This is a genomic window from Pseudomonas sp. LBUM1644 (genome assembly GCF_059716195.1).
Genome location: NZ_CP166812.1, coordinates 1,973,802 through 1,987,258 on the forward strand (window position 1 = coordinate 1,973,802; position 13,457 = coordinate 1,987,258).

The following is a 13,457-nucleotide window of genomic DNA, read 5'->3' on the forward strand; positions in this document are numbered from 1 at the left end:
ACACTTTTTCGGAATGATCGCAGGCCCCGCCAAGCGGGGTTTGCACAGGAGGTTGCAATGGGCGCTATTTTGAATCTGGTTGAACGGAACCTGCACGAAGTGCACGTCGACGCTGACCGCATGCTGTTCCATATTCCCAGCAGTTCGCTGTTTGCCAGCGATGAGCTGACGGGCACTATCATCGACACCTTGCGCGGTCCGGGCTGTACGTCGGACGACCTGATCCAGCGTCTGGCCGCGCGCTTCAATGGCGAAGAAATCACCGAGACCCTGCGTGAGCTGATGTCCCTGGAACTGGTCAGCGACGGCTCGCCGCTGACTCCCGACATCGGCACTAAACGGGTCGAGCGCACCGCGATCAATACCGTGGTGCTCAACGTCAACACCGGTTGCAACTTGAGCTGCACCTACTGCTACAAGGAAGACCTCGACAAGCCCTCGGCCGGCAAGAAAATGGACATCGAAACCGCCGTCGCGTCAGTGGAAATGCTGCTGCGCGAATCGCCGGACGAAGAACGCTTCACCGTGGTGTTTTTTGGTGGCGAACCGCTGAGCAATCGCAAGCTGATCGAGTACATGGTCGATTATTGCGAGAAGCGTTTCCGTGAGGCCGGCAAGTTCGTCGAGTTCGTCATGACCACCAACGCCACGCTGCTCACTGAAGACACCGTGGATTACCTCAACGCCCACCGTTTCGGCTTGTCGGTCAGTATTGACGGACCGAAAACCGTGCACGACCGCAACCGCATCACCGTGGGCGGGCAGGGCACGTATGACGTGGTGCGGCGCAAGGCCGAGATGCTGTTGTCGCGCTACAACAGCCGCCCGGTCGGCGCTCGGGTAACGCTGACGACGGGCGTTACCGACGTCGAAACCATCTGGGATCATCTGTTCAACGAACTGGGTTTTGCCGAAGTCGGTTTTGCCCCGGTGACCTCCGGCGACATCAGCACCTTCAACCTCACGAGCGACGAACTGATCGAAGTCTTCGCCAGCATGAAGCGGCTCGGCCGGCGTTATCTGGAAGCGGCGCTGGAGCACCGCAACATCGGTTTCTCCAACCTGCACCAGTTGATCACCGACATCCACGAAGGCCACAAAAAAGCCCTGCCGTGCGGCGCGGGCCTGAAGATGCTGGCGGTGGATCACAAGGGTGAATTGAACCTGTGCCACCGTTTCACCGGTTCGAGCCTGCCGACGTTTGGCAACGTCCACACCGCCGTGAAGCAGGTCGAGTTGAATGACTTCCTGTCCCAGCGCCTGGACCGGACCAACACCGGTTGCGAGGACTGCCAGATCCGTAACCTGTGCTCCGGCGGCTGCTATCACGAGAGCTACGCCCGGTACGGCGACCCGACCCACCCGACCTATCACTACTGCGAACTGATGCGTGACTGGGTCGACTTCGGCATCGAGGTCTACACCCGGATCATGGCCCACAACCCTGCGTTTATCAGCAGCTACATCACCCCGCGCAAGGCTCACTGATATGAAACATCTCAAGGCAATCAATAATAAAGCGTTGAAACTCGATGAGGCCGCGGCCGAAAACCGTATCGAAGAAGTGGTGGCGATGAGTTCCGTCGCGGGCTGCGCCTCGACCACCGACCCGGGTTGGGAGATCGATGCGTTTGGTGGCGTGTCGTCGCTGTGCCAGCCGATGGAAGCCGACCTGTATGGCTGCTCCGACCCTTGCTGGTGGCCGGCCCAGGTGCCCGACATGATGAGCACCTACCCGGACTGGAACAAGGATGCCCAGGCGTCCAACGAAAACTGGCGCAACCTCGGGACTGTCTTTCCAAAAGACAAGTGATCGGTCAGATAAAAGGATTCCAGCATGCCTAGCATCAAAGCCTGCGGCCTGGCCGCGTTCGCCGTCCTGAGCACGTTTTCGCTCACTGTTCTGGCCGATGAAAATACAGCCCTGCAAGACGGTCACGAGTACATGTTGACCACCAATTACCCGAACAACCTGCACGTGATCGACCTGGCCACGGACACCCTGTTCAAGACCTGCAAGATGCCGGACGCTTTCGGTCCCGGCACCGTGCAATTGTCACCGGATCGCAAGACCGCCTACGTGTTGAACAACCACTACGCGGATGTCTACGGCGTCGAACTGGACAGCTGCAAACAGGTGTTCCACGCCAGCATCACGCAAAAATCGGGGGAGAAAGCGAAGTCGATGTTTGCCTTCACCCTCAGTCACGACGGCAAGGAACTGTTCGCCATCGCCAACCCGACGTTGATGCTCAATGACCGTTACGAAGTGCAGCAGCCGCGGCTCGATGTGTACGCCACCGACGCCGGCATGGACGCCAAACCCGTGCGCAGTTTCCCGGCGCCACGGCAGTTGACCATCATGCAGAGTGGCGACGACGGCACGCTGTATGTGGCGGGGGCGGACGTCTACAAGGTTGATGTGAAGACCGGCAAGTTCGACGTGCTGATCCCCAGCCGTCACTGGAAACGGGCGAACTACAGCGCGCCGGACGTGCTTTATGTGTGGAACCAGCAGACCTATCGCCATGACTTCTCGCTGCTATACACCGCCGCGAAATTCAAGGACAAGAAGCAGGACCCGTTGACCGCCGAATACCTCTACGGACTGTTCAGCATCGACCTGAAAACCGGCAAGACCGAAACCACCGACTTCGGGCCCCTGACGGAAATCTACTTCAGCGGCATGCGTTCGCCGAAGGATCCGAACTTGATGTTCGGCGTGCTCAATCGCTTGGCCAAGTACGACATCAAGCAGAAGAAAATGCTGCAGGCGGCAACGCTGGATCATTCCTACTACTGCATTTCGTTCAACAAGGACGGCAGCAAGATCTACCTTGCCGGGACGTTCAACGATGTGGCGATTTTTGATCCGGAGAGTATGAAACAGATCGGCAGCATCAAGATGCCGGGTGGGGATATGGCGATCACGACTGCGCAGGTGTTTGTCCGGTAATAGCGGCGCCTGGACTGACGCCTTCGCGAGCAGGCTCGCTCCCACAGGGTTCAATGGTGTTTACACGAAAGTGACCACACCAAAGATCCACTGTGGGAGCGAGCCTGCTCGCGATGAGGCCCGCAAAAACAATCGAAAACCTACTGCCCTGGCACCGGGCAACTCAAATCCCCCTCCTGACACTTCAAGTAATTCTTGAACATCTCCACCCGCGCCTTGGTCAACTCAGTCACGCAGTTGCTGTAGATCAGCGGATACACACTCCCGCCTTCCACTCCTGCGCTCGAGAACTTGCACTCGGCATCGCGAAACGCAACCCACGAACGCTGGGCGTCAACCAGTAATTTCTTGCTGTCGGGATTGCTCTTCAAACGCGCGGTGATCTGCTGGTAAAGCGCATTCAACTCCTTGTCCGCCGCTTTGTTCTGCTGCACCGCGCATTGATTCATCGTGGCCTGGTCGGTGGCGCTGGCGCAGTCCACGGCATGGGCCAACGCAGTGAACAGCAAAGGCGTCAGCGCCAGGAGAACGCTTGGGTGCATGGTGATTCTCGCTGTGACATTGAAAGGTGAGGTGCAGTGTAACGCTGCGGTGTATTCAATAATCTATGGCCGCCATTCAGGGTTTTTCTCAACGGCTTCATATTCAAGCCAGGGCACGTCATTGCATGCTCCTGATTGCGTGAGTGTGAATGGTGCCAAAGGGTGCCGCCTCAGCAAAGCATCAGCCATGGCTTCGATATATTCGCGCCAATGCAACTTCTCCAGCCAGCTGTCGGGAATGGCCTGGACACCGTAATGAGCTCCGGCCAATTGACCGACAATTGCTGCGGTGGTGTCGGCGTCTTCGCCCAGATTTGCGGCTTCCAGAATGGCGGCTTCGAAGCTTTCAGTGTGATGAAAGCACCACAAGGCCGCTTCCATTGATGCAACACAATACCCGCTGCCACGAATATCGTTTTTGGACTTGCCGAGGTAATCGCCTCGGGCAATGGCCGCAATCTTTGGCTGCACATAAGCTGTCTCTGGCAGGCAGCGCAGATCGGCCTTGAGGTCGCCTTTTAGTGCCTTGCCGATCAGATCGGCAAATAATTGGCAGCCTTCGATGGCTTCCGGCGCCGCGTGGGTCGTGCGGGAACTGTTCGCAGAAAATATCCTGATCCGTTCGCCATTCGGGAAGTAGTACAACACCACTGGCACCAGCCTCATCAACGAGCCGTTACCGGCCGTCCAAGGATCGGTTGAGCCTGCAAAGGGTGCTCCGGTTTCCTGATATCGGGACAGGGCGTCGCGCACGGTCATGCCAATGTCGAAGCATTCGCCGGTGGCACTCAGATAACCCCATTGCCACCAATTGAGATAGCGGCTCATCTGGTCGGCTGCATCGAAACCGTTTTGGGCCAGCAGGCTTTCGGCCAGGCACAGCGCCATCGAGGTGTCATCGGTCCATTGCCCTGGCTTCAGATCGAATGGACCGCCGCCCAGCATGTCGGTCAGAGGCTTGAATGAGCCACGTGGCTTGAACTCGACGCTGGTGCCAACGGCATCACCGCAGGCCAGGCCCAGCAGGGCTCCGCGGTAACGCTCCATAAGTGAGGGCTGCATGAATCTTCCTTGTCTGAGTCAACGTCGTATTGCAAACGTTAGCAGCTTCTATCTGCTGACTGGTGTCTTCAGGCCGGTGCTCAGGGACAGAAATGCAGCCGAATATTTCGCAGAGGGTTGATTCCAGCTCCCCATTGATACAACTTTAAGGTTGGTCTTGTGGTCTTACAGGCCTACTGTTCATTACAGGAGGTGACTTATGAACCCAGCATCAGATCGCATCGAAAGGAAGATCCTGCTTAAAGCGCCACGTTCGCAGGTCTGGCGCGTGGTGGCCAATGCCGAAGCGTTCGGGCAGTGGTTTGGCGTGGCGCTGGAAGGCAAGCGTTTTGTCGCCGGCGAGTGGACCCAGGGGCAGATTACTTACCCCGGTTATGAACACTTGCTGTGGAATGTGCTGGTGGAGCGCGTCGAGCCCGAGCGAGTGTTTTCGTTTCGCTGGCACCCCTATGCGGTGGAGCCCGAAATCGACTACTCCCAGGAGCCCACCACCTTGGTGAAGTTCGAGCTCGAAGACATGGATGACGGCACCTTGTTGAAGGTCACTGAATCCGGGTTCGATCACATTCCCCAAATGCGCAGGCTCAAGGCATTCCGCATGGACAGCCGCGGCTGGGATGAGCAGATGAGCAATATTGAAGAATTTCTGAAAACCAGCGCCAAGGCCCACGCGCGCGAAGAAGAGTAGGGCTGCAGGTCGCGGAACTGGCGGCTTCCAGGCTGGGCGCCTGACGTGTCTAAGGGTTTTCGGAAGGGGCGCTATAGCGAATGTCCTACACGAGATGGTAGTTATGTCGTCTATTGCAGATTGGATCCGATGCGTAATCTAGCTTCATCAACTGAAGCACAGGAAGCGCTTCAGGATCACGGACGATCGACCATCAGCAAGGATTCGCTACCGACAGGGAGTCGAACATGGTCTTGGGAAAACCCGCCTCTGGCGGGTTTTTTTTCGCCTCCGGAAAAACGCATGACCGCTTTTGTAGGAGCGAGGCTTGCCCGCGAAGGGGACGCCGCGGTGTGTCAGAGGAGCTGCGTCATCGTTCTTCGCGAGCAAGCTTGCTACAGGTTGAGTGTGGCTGCCACTCGCTCGGTAATCAGCGTCCGTTGTTGCAATGACTGCGCCGAGCGTCGATGGGCTTCTTCCAGTACCGAAGCCGGCGCAGTTTCCGGGCTGCCCGAAGTAAACGGTGGCGCGGGGGCGTATTCCAGTTGCAACTGCACCAATTGCGCCGTGTCCTTATCGAACAACTCCGCCGCCAGGGTCAGGGCAAAGTCGATGCCCGCGGTAATCCCGCCCCCCGTCAGCAAATTACCGTCGCGCACCACTCGATCCTGCACCGGGATCGCGCCCAATGGCTTGAGCAACTCGTGATAAGCCCAGTGAGTGGTGGCACGTTTGCCTTTCAGCAGGCCCGCAGCGCCAAGTACCAGCGCGCCGGTGCAAACCGACGTCACGTAACGCGCATTGGCCGCCTGCACCTTGATGAACGCCAGGGTCTCCTCATCCTCCATCAACGGCCCGACGCCGCTGCCGCCGGGAATACAGATCACGTCCAGTGCCGGGCAATCGTCGAAGGTGATAGTCGGTTTCAGCACCAGGCCCGTGCTCGCGGTGACCGGCACCAGGTCCTTCCAGATCAAATGCACTTTCACGTCCGGCAACGAGGCCAGCACGTCGTAGGGGCCGGTAAGGTCCAGTTGCTGAACCTGTGGAAACAACAGAAAACCGATCTGCAGCGTCATGGCATTTTTCTCCTGGAATGGGTGGACGGCTTCACTGTAGGCTCGTAGGCTTTGGCGTATACGCCAATCACCCCACGAATTACGCCAATCATGCCTAAATCCATTCATGTGCTCGCGTTTGCCAACGTGCAATTGCTCGACGTCACCGGGCCGTTGCAGGTGTTCGCGTCTGCCAACGATATTGCCCGCCAGAAAGGTTTGCCGCCGTCCTATGCTCCCACGGTGATTGCCAGCGGCGGCGGGGCGGTCATGTCCTCGGCGGGGTTGGCGCTGCTGGCGGAACCGTTACCCACGCAGGGCAGCGACACCTTGATCATTGCCGGCGGCTGGGGCGTTTACGCCGCGGCGGAAGACGCACCCCTGGTGGCGTGGGTGCGCGAACATGCAAAGGCGTGTCGGCGGGTTTCATCGGTGTGTACCGGAGCGTTTTTGCTGGCGGCCAGCGGTTGGCTTGATGGTCGGCGGGTGGTCACTCACTGGACGCGGTGCGAGCAACTGGCGCAGCAGCATCCGCTGTTGCAGGTCGAGCCTAATCCGATTTTTATCAACGACGGACCGGTGTGGACGTCGGCCGGGGTGACTGCCGGTATTGATCTGGCGCTAGCGATGGTCGAAGAAGATCTGGGCCGCAACATGGCCCTGGAAGTCGCGCAGCAACTGGTGGTGTTCCTAAAAAGGCCCGGCGGCCAGTCACAATTCAGCGTGACCTTGTCATTACAGAAAGAAGGCGACCGTTTTGACGAACTTCAAGCATGGATCAGTGAAAATCTCACCAAAGACCTCGGTATCCCTACACTCGCCTTGCAGGCCGGCATGAGCGAGCGCAGCTTTGTCCGCCACTATCGCTGCGACACCGGACAAACCCCGGCGCGGGCGATCGAACTGATCCGGGTCGAGACGGCGCGGCGGTTGCTCAGCGATACCGGCGTGCCGATCAAACGCGTCGCGGTGCAATGCGGGTTTGGCAGCGAGGAGACGCTGCGGCGTAGTTTTATCAGGGCCATGGGCGTGACGCCGCAAGCCTATCGCGAGCGCTTTTCTGTCAGCGCTCAAGCAGATCCAGCAATGCTCTGATGGTTGCCTCGGGTGCTTCCTCGGGGATGTTATGGCCCACGCCCGCCAGCACGCGCCTTTCGTAACGGCCGGTGAAATGTTCGATATCCTCGTCGAGTTCAGGTGCCGGTCCGACGCCATCGTCAGCGCCGCACAGGGAAATCGTCGGTACGCTGATCGGCGGTTGTCGGGTCAGGGCCTCTTCCATCCACTCCAACGCCGGATCGCCGGGCGCAGTCATGAACCGGTGTCTGTAGGAGTGAATCACCACGTCGACAAAGTCCGGATTATCGAAGGCCGGCGCGCTCAACGGGTACAACTCAGGGCCTTTGGTCCAGGTTGGCGACCATAACGTCCAAAGCAACTCGCAGAAGGCGCGGCGATTTTTCGTCAGCCCTGCGACCCCGCGCGGGGTGTGGAAGTAATACTGGTACCAGAGGCGGTGCTCGGTTTCCGGGGCCAGCGGTTCGATTGAGTGGGGAATGTCCTGCAGGTTGTAGCCATCACCGGTGACGAGGCAACGAACCCGCTCCGGCCACAACGCCGCCACAATGCATGCCGCACGACCGCCCCAGTCGTAGCCGCAAAGGGCCGCTTGTTGGATCGAAAGGGCGTCCATCAAGTCGAGCAGATCCTGGGCGAGGGCAGCTTGCTGGCCGGAGCGCAGGGTGTCGGGGCTGTTGAAACGGGTCGGGCCGTAGCCGCGCAGGTAAGGGACGATGACGCGGTAGCCTTGTGCGCCGAGAACCGGGGCGATTTCATCGAATGCGCGCGGCGAGTAGGGGAAGCCATGAAGAAGAATCACGGCGTCGCCGCTGGCGGGACCCTGTTCTTCGTAGGCCAGTTTCATGCTTGGGCTGAGGGCATATTGGATTAGCGCGTTACGGTTCATTCGGCTCTCCTGCGAGGTGATTGCGCAATGGCTGATTCAAATCGGCGCAGGTTTTTTGGGCCAGGCACGTGATCCCTGTAGGAGCTGCCGCAGGCTGCGATCTTTTGATCTTGATCTTCAACAATCGGGAGGCCGCCAAAAGATCGCAGCCTTCGGCAGCTCCTACAGTTGTTCGGCGGCGAGCCTGCTCGCGAAGAAGGCACCTCGGCCTCAAGGCTGCCAGTAACTTTTTTCGCCCCCCAACTTGCGGTCCAGAAAACTCGCCGCACTGATCAACGCCAAATGCGTCAGTGCCTGCGGCGTGTTTCCCAAATGGCGCGCATGGCTGTCGAACTCTTCGGCGTACAACCCCAGCGGGTTTGCGTACCGCAGCAATTGTTCAAATTCCAGATGAGCTTTTTCCACCTGGCCGGCGCGGGCGAGGCATTCGACGTACCAGAACGAACACGCGGCAAACGCGCCTTCGGTGCCGTCGAGGCCGTCAATCCCTTCATCGTCATTGTGATAGCGGTACACCATACCGTCGCGCACAAGGTTTTTCTGAATGGCCTCGAGGGTCGCGAGCCAGCGCGGGTCCTTGGCGCTGACGAACCGCACCAACGGCATCAGCAACATCGAGCCGTCCAGCGCGGTGCCGCCGATGTGCTGCACGAAATGCCCGCGTTCTTCGTTCCAGAAGTTTTCCCAGATGTCGGCGTAGATGGCCTGGCGCGTCTGATCCCAGCGGGCGAAAGGGGCGGGCAGCGAGCGTTTGGAGGCGAGCCGGATCGCCCGGTCCAGTGCAACCCAGCACATCAGCCGCGAGTGCAGGAAGTGATGCTGCTCGCCTCGCATTTCCCAAATGCCCACGTCCTCTTGCTGCCAGCTTTCGCAGACCTGATCGACCACTTCTACTGCGTGTTTCCAGCCTTCATGGGAGATGGCGTCGCCGTATTTGTTAACCAGGTACACGGCGTCCATCAGCTCACCGAAGATGTCGAGCTGGACTTGATCGTACGCCGCATTCCCGATGCGCACCGGCGTGGCGCCACCATGCCCGGACAGGTGCGAGAGTTCGGTTTCCGGCAGCTCCTGGCGACCGTCGATGGCATACAGGATGTTGAGTTTCATCGATTTGCCATGGCAATCGCTGACGCGTCCACGCAACCAGCGCATGTAATCGTTGGCCTCCTGGACAAAACCCAGGCGCATGAACGCATAAACGGTAAATGAGGCGTCGCGGATCCAGGTGTAGCGATAATCCCAGTTGCGTTCGCCACCGGGCGTTTCCGGGAGACCGAAGGTCGCGGCGGCGAGGATGGCGCCGTGTTTGCGCGAGGTCAGCAATTTCAGCGCGAGGGCCGAACGGTTGACCATTTCCCGCCAGCGGCCGCGGTAGTTGGACTGGCCGCTCCAGTCACGCCAGAACTTCAGCGTGCGCTCCAGGCACAACTGCGCGGCACCTTCCTTGAAGCGCGGATCGTCCAGGCCACCGAGCAGGAATTGCGCGCTCTGCTCCTGCTTCAGGGTAAATTCGGCCACCGCCGCGTTGCCGTCGACACCCAAGACCTGATCCGAAGACAGGCGCATGGACGGCTGCCCGGTCGCCTCGAAGGCCACGTCTTTTTCATCCATCCGCGCACGAGTGCTGGCGCGGGCGTAGTCGTGACGCACGGCACAGCGCATATGAAACGTCGCCTGGCCGCTGACGACCCGAACCCGGCGCATCAGCACCGGTAAGTCGTCCTCGCTGTCGCCGATCGGCAGCAGGTCGGTGACTTCGACCACCGCGCGATCACTGAGCCAACGGGTTTGCAGCACATTGGTGTCGGGCAGATAAATCTGCTCGCGGCGGGCGTCGGGCAAGTCTGGCGACAATTGGAAAATGCCAGCCTCGGGGGTGTCCAGCAGTGAGCAGAAGATTGACGGGCTGTCGAATTCGGGCCAGCAGAAAAAGTCCACGCTGCCCTTGTCGTTGACCAGTGCCGCGCTGCGCATGTCGCCGATGATGCCGTGGGCGTCGATGGCGCTTTGTCGTTCGAGATGATGATCAGCCATTGCCGCGAAACTCCGGATAGAGGCTCATGCCGCCGTCGATGAACAGGGTGGTGCCGACGATGTAGTCGGAGGCATCGCAAGCGAGGAATACCACCGCGTTGGCGATGTCCTCGACATCACCGATGCGGCCGTAGGGAATCAGTTTGAGCAGTGCTTCGGCGGCCGCGCCTTCGGTGGCCGCGCGGTTGATCGGCGTGCGGATCGCCCCCGGCGCGATACCGTTGATGCGGATGCGCTGATGACTGACTTCCTGGGCGAGGGTTTGCATCAGCATATCGACGCCGCCCTTGGACGCGGCGTAATTGACATGACCTGCCCAGGGAATGCGCTGGTGCACCGAGCTCATGTGGATGATTTTTCCGGCGGCCCGGGACACGCCTTCGCGAATGCCTTGGCGGTTGAAAATACGCAGGGCGGCGCGGGCGCAAAGAAACTGGCCGGTGAGGTTCACGCCGATGACCTGGTTCCAGTCGGCGAGGCTCATGTCCACGGCGCTGGCATCTTTTTGCAGGCCGGAGTTGGCGACCAGGATGTCCAGAAAACCGAACGCTTCGAGGGTTTGGGCGAACAGCCGTTCGACGTCTTCTTCCTGGGAGACGTCGGCACCGATAGCGATGGCGCGACCACCGTCGGCGTTGATCTGCCGGGCCAGTTCTTCGGCGGGAGCGGCCTGGGAGTTGTAATTGATGACCACCGCGGCCCCGGCGGTGGCCAGGGCTTTGGCGGCAGCGGCTCCGATGCCGGAACTGGCGCCGGTGATCAGGGCGACTTGTTGGTCGAGGGAGATCTGCATGGGTGTAAAGCCTTGAATAGAGGGCTTAACTAGCTGACTGACCGAATGCTTTAAGAGTTCAGCAATAAGATCAAAAGATCGCAGCCTGCGGCAGCTCCTACACTGCGATCCCTTGTAGGAGCTGCCGCAGGCTGCGATCTTTTGATCTTCAGCCGTTTATGGCAACTTGCAGGCCCTTGTCGAGATCCCGAACCATGGCAAACCCCTACCGCGAACTGTTCAAAGCCCCTGGCGCCCGAGCGTTTGTGCTGGCCGGCATGATCGCGCGCATGCCGATTTCCATGACCGGCATCGGGCTGATCACCATGCTGTCGCAGTTGCAGGGTGGCTACGGACTGGCCGGTGCGGTGGCGGCGACCTTCGCCTTGGCCACGGCATTTTACGCACCGCAGGTGTCGCGGCTGGTGGACCGTTACGGGCAGCGCCGGATCTTGCCCGTCTCCGCGCTGATCGGCGGCGGGGCCTTGTTGATGGTATTGCTCTGCACTCGCTTGCAGGCACCGCAGTGGACGTTGTTTGTGTTCGCCGCGCTGGCCGGTTGCATGCCGAGCATGTCGGCGATGGTCCGTGCACGCTGGACCGAGGTGTATCGCGGCCAGCCGCAACTGCAAACGGCGTATGCCCTGGAATCTGTCCTCGACGAAGTGTGCTTTATCGTCGGGCCGCCGTTGTCGGTCGGGTTGTGCGTGGTGGCGTTCCCCGAGGCCGGGCCGCTGGCGGCGTTGTTGATGTTGGCGATGGGCGTCACGGCGTTTGTCCTGCAGCGCGACACCGAGCCGGCGATTCATCCTCACGAAGCCCACCATCAGGTCTCGATCATTCGTTCCGGCGACATTCAGCTACTGATGCTGTTGATGGTCGCCATGGGCACCATCGTTGGCGTGGTCGATGTGGTGAGCGTGGCGTTTGCCCAGCAACAGGGGCAGCCGGCTGCCGCGAGCATTGTGCTGTCGGTCTATGCCATTGGCTCATGCATGGCCGGGCTGGCGTTCGGGGCATTGCGCTCGAAAGTGCCGCTGCCGCGGCTGTTTTTGTACGGCGGGGTGGCGACAGCGGTGACCACATTGCCGTTGTTGCTGGCGACCAACATTCTCGGGTTGTCGCTGGCCGTGTTCGTCGCCGGGCTGTTCTTTGCGCCGACCCTGATCGTGGCGATGGCACTGGTGGAACGCATCGTACCGCCGGCGAAGCTGACAGAAGGCCTGACCTGGCTGGTGACCGGGTTGAGTATTGGCGTGGCGATTGGCGCGGCCGGTTCGGGATGGTTGATAGATGCGTTCGGTGCGCGCAGCGGGTTTTGGGTGGCGATCGCGGCGGGGGCGGTGGTCCTCGGTTCTGCCGTGCAAAGCCATCGCCATTTGAAATAGAGATCCAATGTGGGAGCGGGCTTGCTCGCGAAGGCGGTGTGCCAGTCAACGTTGATGTCGACTGACACACCGCCTTCGCGAGCAAGCCCGCTCCCACATTGGATCTTCGACTAATTCAGGCAGTGCCTCATCCGTTCTCTTAGCAGACAACTTTTCGAGGTAAGCCCGGTGACCCAGCTGACATTGCTGTGCCTGCCCTATTCAGGCGCGAGCGCCATGGTCTACAGCCGCTGGCGGCGCAAGCTGCCGGAGTGGCTCACGTTGCAACCCGTGGAACTGCCGGGGCGCGGTGCGCGGTTTGGCGAGCCGTTGCACACCGATATTCGGCGTCTGGCGCTGCAACTGGCGCAGGAACAAAAAGCCACGCTCAAGGCGCCGTACGCACTGTTCGGCCATAGCCTGGGTGCGTTGCTCGCGTGTGAATTGGCCCATGCCCTGCGCTCGCTGGGCTGCCCGGAACCCGTCGCGCTGTTCGCCTCGGGCACCGCCGCGCCGACCCTGCGCGCCGACTATGACCGGGGGTTTGCCAAACCCAAGACCGACGCGGAGTTGATCGAGCAATTGCGCACCCTCAACGGCACCAGCGAAGAAGTGCTGGCCAACGCAGAGCTGATGAGCCTGACGTTGCCGGTCCTGCGCGCGGACTTCCTGCTGTGCGGTCGTTTCGAACCCATCCACCGTCCCTTGCTCAAGTGCCCGGTGCACGTGCTCGGCGGCAAGGCCGACCGCGCCACGACGGAACAGCTGATCGGCTGGAGCAAGGAAACCCATGGCAGCTTTTCCGTGGACATGCTGGCCGGCGGTCACTTCTTCATCCATGAGCACGAGGCCAAGGTGTTGCGGGTGATCAAGGATCAGCTTGAGGTTCATCATCGGCGGCATGCCATGGCGGCTGCCATTTAGCCCATTATCAAGCCTCACTCCGACCCTGTGGGAGCGGGCTTGCTCGCGAAAGCGGTCTTTCATTCAATAATGGTGTTGTCTGATCCACCGCCTTCGCGAGCAAGCC

13 protein-coding genes are annotated in these 13,457 nt (G+C 60.2%); 7 read left to right on the plus strand and 6 right to left on the minus strand.

The features are described 5' to 3' along the window. The first annotated feature begins 57 nt into the window (after nt 1-57). The 3 genes from peaB to peaD are packed head-to-tail and all read left to right on the plus strand — an operon-like array spanning nt 58 to nt 2,956. Nucleotides 58-1,488: a quinohemoprotein amine dehydrogenase maturation protein gene (peaB, locus tag ACA052_RS08960; RefSeq protein WP_497649333.1), complete on the plus strand. Its 1,431-nt coding sequence runs from the start codon at nt 58-60 to the stop codon at nt 1,486-1,488. A 1-nt stretch (nt 1,489) separates the two neighbouring features. Beyond that, complete coding sequence (qhpC, locus tag ACA052_RS08965; RefSeq protein ID WP_008145336.1) at nt 1,490-1,813, plus strand: quinohemoprotein amine dehydrogenase subunit gamma; 324 nt, start codon at nt 1,490-1,492, stop codon at nt 1,811-1,813. A 24-nt stretch (nt 1,814-1,837) separates the two neighbouring features. Continuing rightward, nucleotides 1,838-2,956 carry a quinohemoprotein amine dehydrogenase subunit beta gene (gene peaD / locus ACA052_RS08970; RefSeq protein WP_497649334.1) on the plus strand — a complete coding sequence of 373 codons (1,119 nt, stop codon included), beginning with the start codon at nt 1,838-1,840 and terminating at the stop codon, nt 2,954-2,956. A gap of 140 nt (nt 2,957-3,096) precedes the next feature. Here peaD and ACA052_RS08975 read toward each other — a convergent pair whose 3' ends face one another. Continuing rightward, complete coding sequence (locus tag ACA052_RS08975; RefSeq protein WP_497649335.1) at nt 3,097-3,498, minus strand: lysozyme inhibitor LprI family protein; 402 nt, start codon at nt 3,496-3,498, stop codon at nt 3,097-3,099. A 63-nt stretch (nt 3,499-3,561) separates the two neighbouring features. Further along, nucleotides 3,562-4,560, minus strand: a complete 999-nt coding sequence (locus ACA052_RS08980; RefSeq protein ID WP_497649336.1) for an ADP-ribosylglycohydrolase family protein — start codon at nt 4,558-4,560, stop codon at nt 3,562-3,564. A gap of 199 nt (nt 4,561-4,759) precedes the next feature. On the opposite strand from ACA052_RS08980, the gene ACA052_RS08985 reads away from it, so the two are divergent. Beyond that, nucleotides 4,760-5,248 carry an SRPBCC family protein gene (locus ACA052_RS08985; protein ID WP_497649337.1) on the plus strand — a complete coding sequence of 163 codons (489 nt, stop codon included), beginning with the start codon at nt 4,760-4,762 and terminating at the stop codon, nt 5,246-5,248. 374 nt (nt 5,249-5,622) lie between these two features. On the opposite strand, the gene inhA is transcribed toward ACA052_RS08985, so the two are convergent. Then, nucleotides 5,623-6,306, minus strand: a complete 684-nt coding sequence (inhA, locus tag ACA052_RS08990) for an isonitrile hydratase (protein ID WP_497649338.1) — start codon at nt 6,304-6,306, stop codon at nt 5,623-5,625. 90 nt (nt 6,307-6,396) lie between these two features. Here inhA and ACA052_RS08995 point away from each other — a divergent pair, with 90 nt between their 5' ends. Then, nucleotides 6,397-7,380, plus strand: coding sequence for a GlxA family transcriptional regulator (locus ACA052_RS08995; RefSeq protein ID WP_497649339.1), 984 nt, complete (start codon nt 6,397-6,399; stop codon nt 7,378-7,380). Here ACA052_RS08995 and ACA052_RS09000 read toward each other — a convergent pair. The 3 genes from ACA052_RS09000 to ACA052_RS09010 form a co-directional block, all read right to left on the minus strand. After that, nucleotides 7,349-8,251, minus strand: coding sequence for an alpha/beta fold hydrolase (locus ACA052_RS09000; protein ID WP_497649340.1), 903 nt, complete (start codon nt 8,249-8,251; stop codon nt 7,349-7,351). The two genes, ACA052_RS08995 and ACA052_RS09000, sit on opposite strands and share 32 nt — an antisense overlap. A gap of 210 nt (nt 8,252-8,461) precedes the next feature. After that, the gene (locus ACA052_RS09005) at nt 8,462-10,288 is read right to left on the minus strand and encodes a glycoside hydrolase family 15 protein (RefSeq protein ID WP_497649341.1); all 1,827 of its coding nucleotides are present in this window, start codon (nt 10,286-10,288) and stop codon (nt 8,462-8,464) included. Beyond that, the gene (locus tag ACA052_RS09010; protein WP_497649342.1) at nt 10,281-11,081 is read right to left on the minus strand and encodes an SDR family oxidoreductase; all 801 of its coding nucleotides are present in this window, start codon (nt 11,079-11,081) and stop codon (nt 10,281-10,283) included. Before ACA052_RS09010 ends, ACA052_RS09005 begins: the two co-directional genes overlap by 8 nt. A 194-nt stretch (nt 11,082-11,275) precedes the next feature. Here ACA052_RS09010 and ACA052_RS09015 point away from each other — a divergent pair, with 194 nt between their 5' ends. After that, a complete protein-coding gene (locus tag ACA052_RS09015; protein WP_497649343.1) occupies nt 11,276-12,448 on the plus strand; it encodes an MFS transporter in 1,173 nt (390 codons plus the stop codon). Between the two features lie 168 nt (nt 12,449-12,616). After that, nucleotides 12,617-13,351, plus strand: coding sequence for a thioesterase II family protein (locus tag ACA052_RS09020; protein WP_497649344.1), 735 nt, complete (start codon nt 12,617-12,619; stop codon nt 13,349-13,351). Nucleotides 13,352-13,457: the final 106 nt, after the last annotated feature.

Excerpts from the sequence above, each read along its gene's own strand:
- ACA052_RS09015 (WP_497649343.1), top strand. The coding sequence starts at position 11,276 with ATGGCAAACCCCTACCGCGAACTGTTCAAAGCCCCTGGCGCCCGAGCG.
- peaB (WP_497649333.1), top strand. The coding sequence starts at position 58 with ATGGGCGCTATTTTGAATCTGGTTGAACGGAACCTGCACGAAGTGCAC.
- ACA052_RS09000 (WP_497649340.1), bottom strand. The coding sequence starts at position 8,251 with ATGAACCGTAACGCGCTAATCCAATATGCCCTCAGCCCAAGCATGAAA.
- ACA052_RS09010 (WP_497649342.1), bottom strand. The coding sequence starts at position 11,081 with ATGCAGATCTCCCTCGACCAACAAGTCGCCCTGATCACCGGCGCCAGT.
- ACA052_RS08975 (WP_497649335.1), bottom strand. The coding sequence starts at position 3,498 with ATGCACCCAAGCGTTCTCCTGGCGCTGACGCCTTTGCTGTTCACTGCG.
- ACA052_RS08985 (WP_497649337.1), top strand. The coding sequence starts at position 4,760 with ATGAACCCAGCATCAGATCGCATCGAAAGGAAGATCCTGCTTAAAGCG.
- ACA052_RS09005 (WP_497649341.1), bottom strand. The coding sequence starts at position 10,288 with ATGGCTGATCATCATCTCGAACGACAAAGCGCCATCGACGCCCACGGC.
- qhpC (WP_008145336.1), top strand. The coding sequence starts at position 1,490 with ATGAAACATCTCAAGGCAATCAATAATAAAGCGTTGAAACTCGATGAG.
- ACA052_RS08995 (WP_497649339.1), top strand. The coding sequence starts at position 6,397 with ATGCCTAAATCCATTCATGTGCTCGCGTTTGCCAACGTGCAATTGCTC.
- ACA052_RS08980 (WP_497649336.1), bottom strand. The coding sequence starts at position 4,560 with ATGCAGCCCTCACTTATGGAGCGTTACCGCGGAGCCCTGCTGGGCCTG.
- peaD (WP_497649334.1), top strand. The coding sequence starts at position 1,838 with ATGCCTAGCATCAAAGCCTGCGGCCTGGCCGCGTTCGCCGTCCTGAGC.
- inhA (WP_497649338.1), bottom strand. The coding sequence starts at position 6,306 with ATGACGCTGCAGATCGGTTTTCTGTTGTTTCCACAGGTTCAGCAACTG.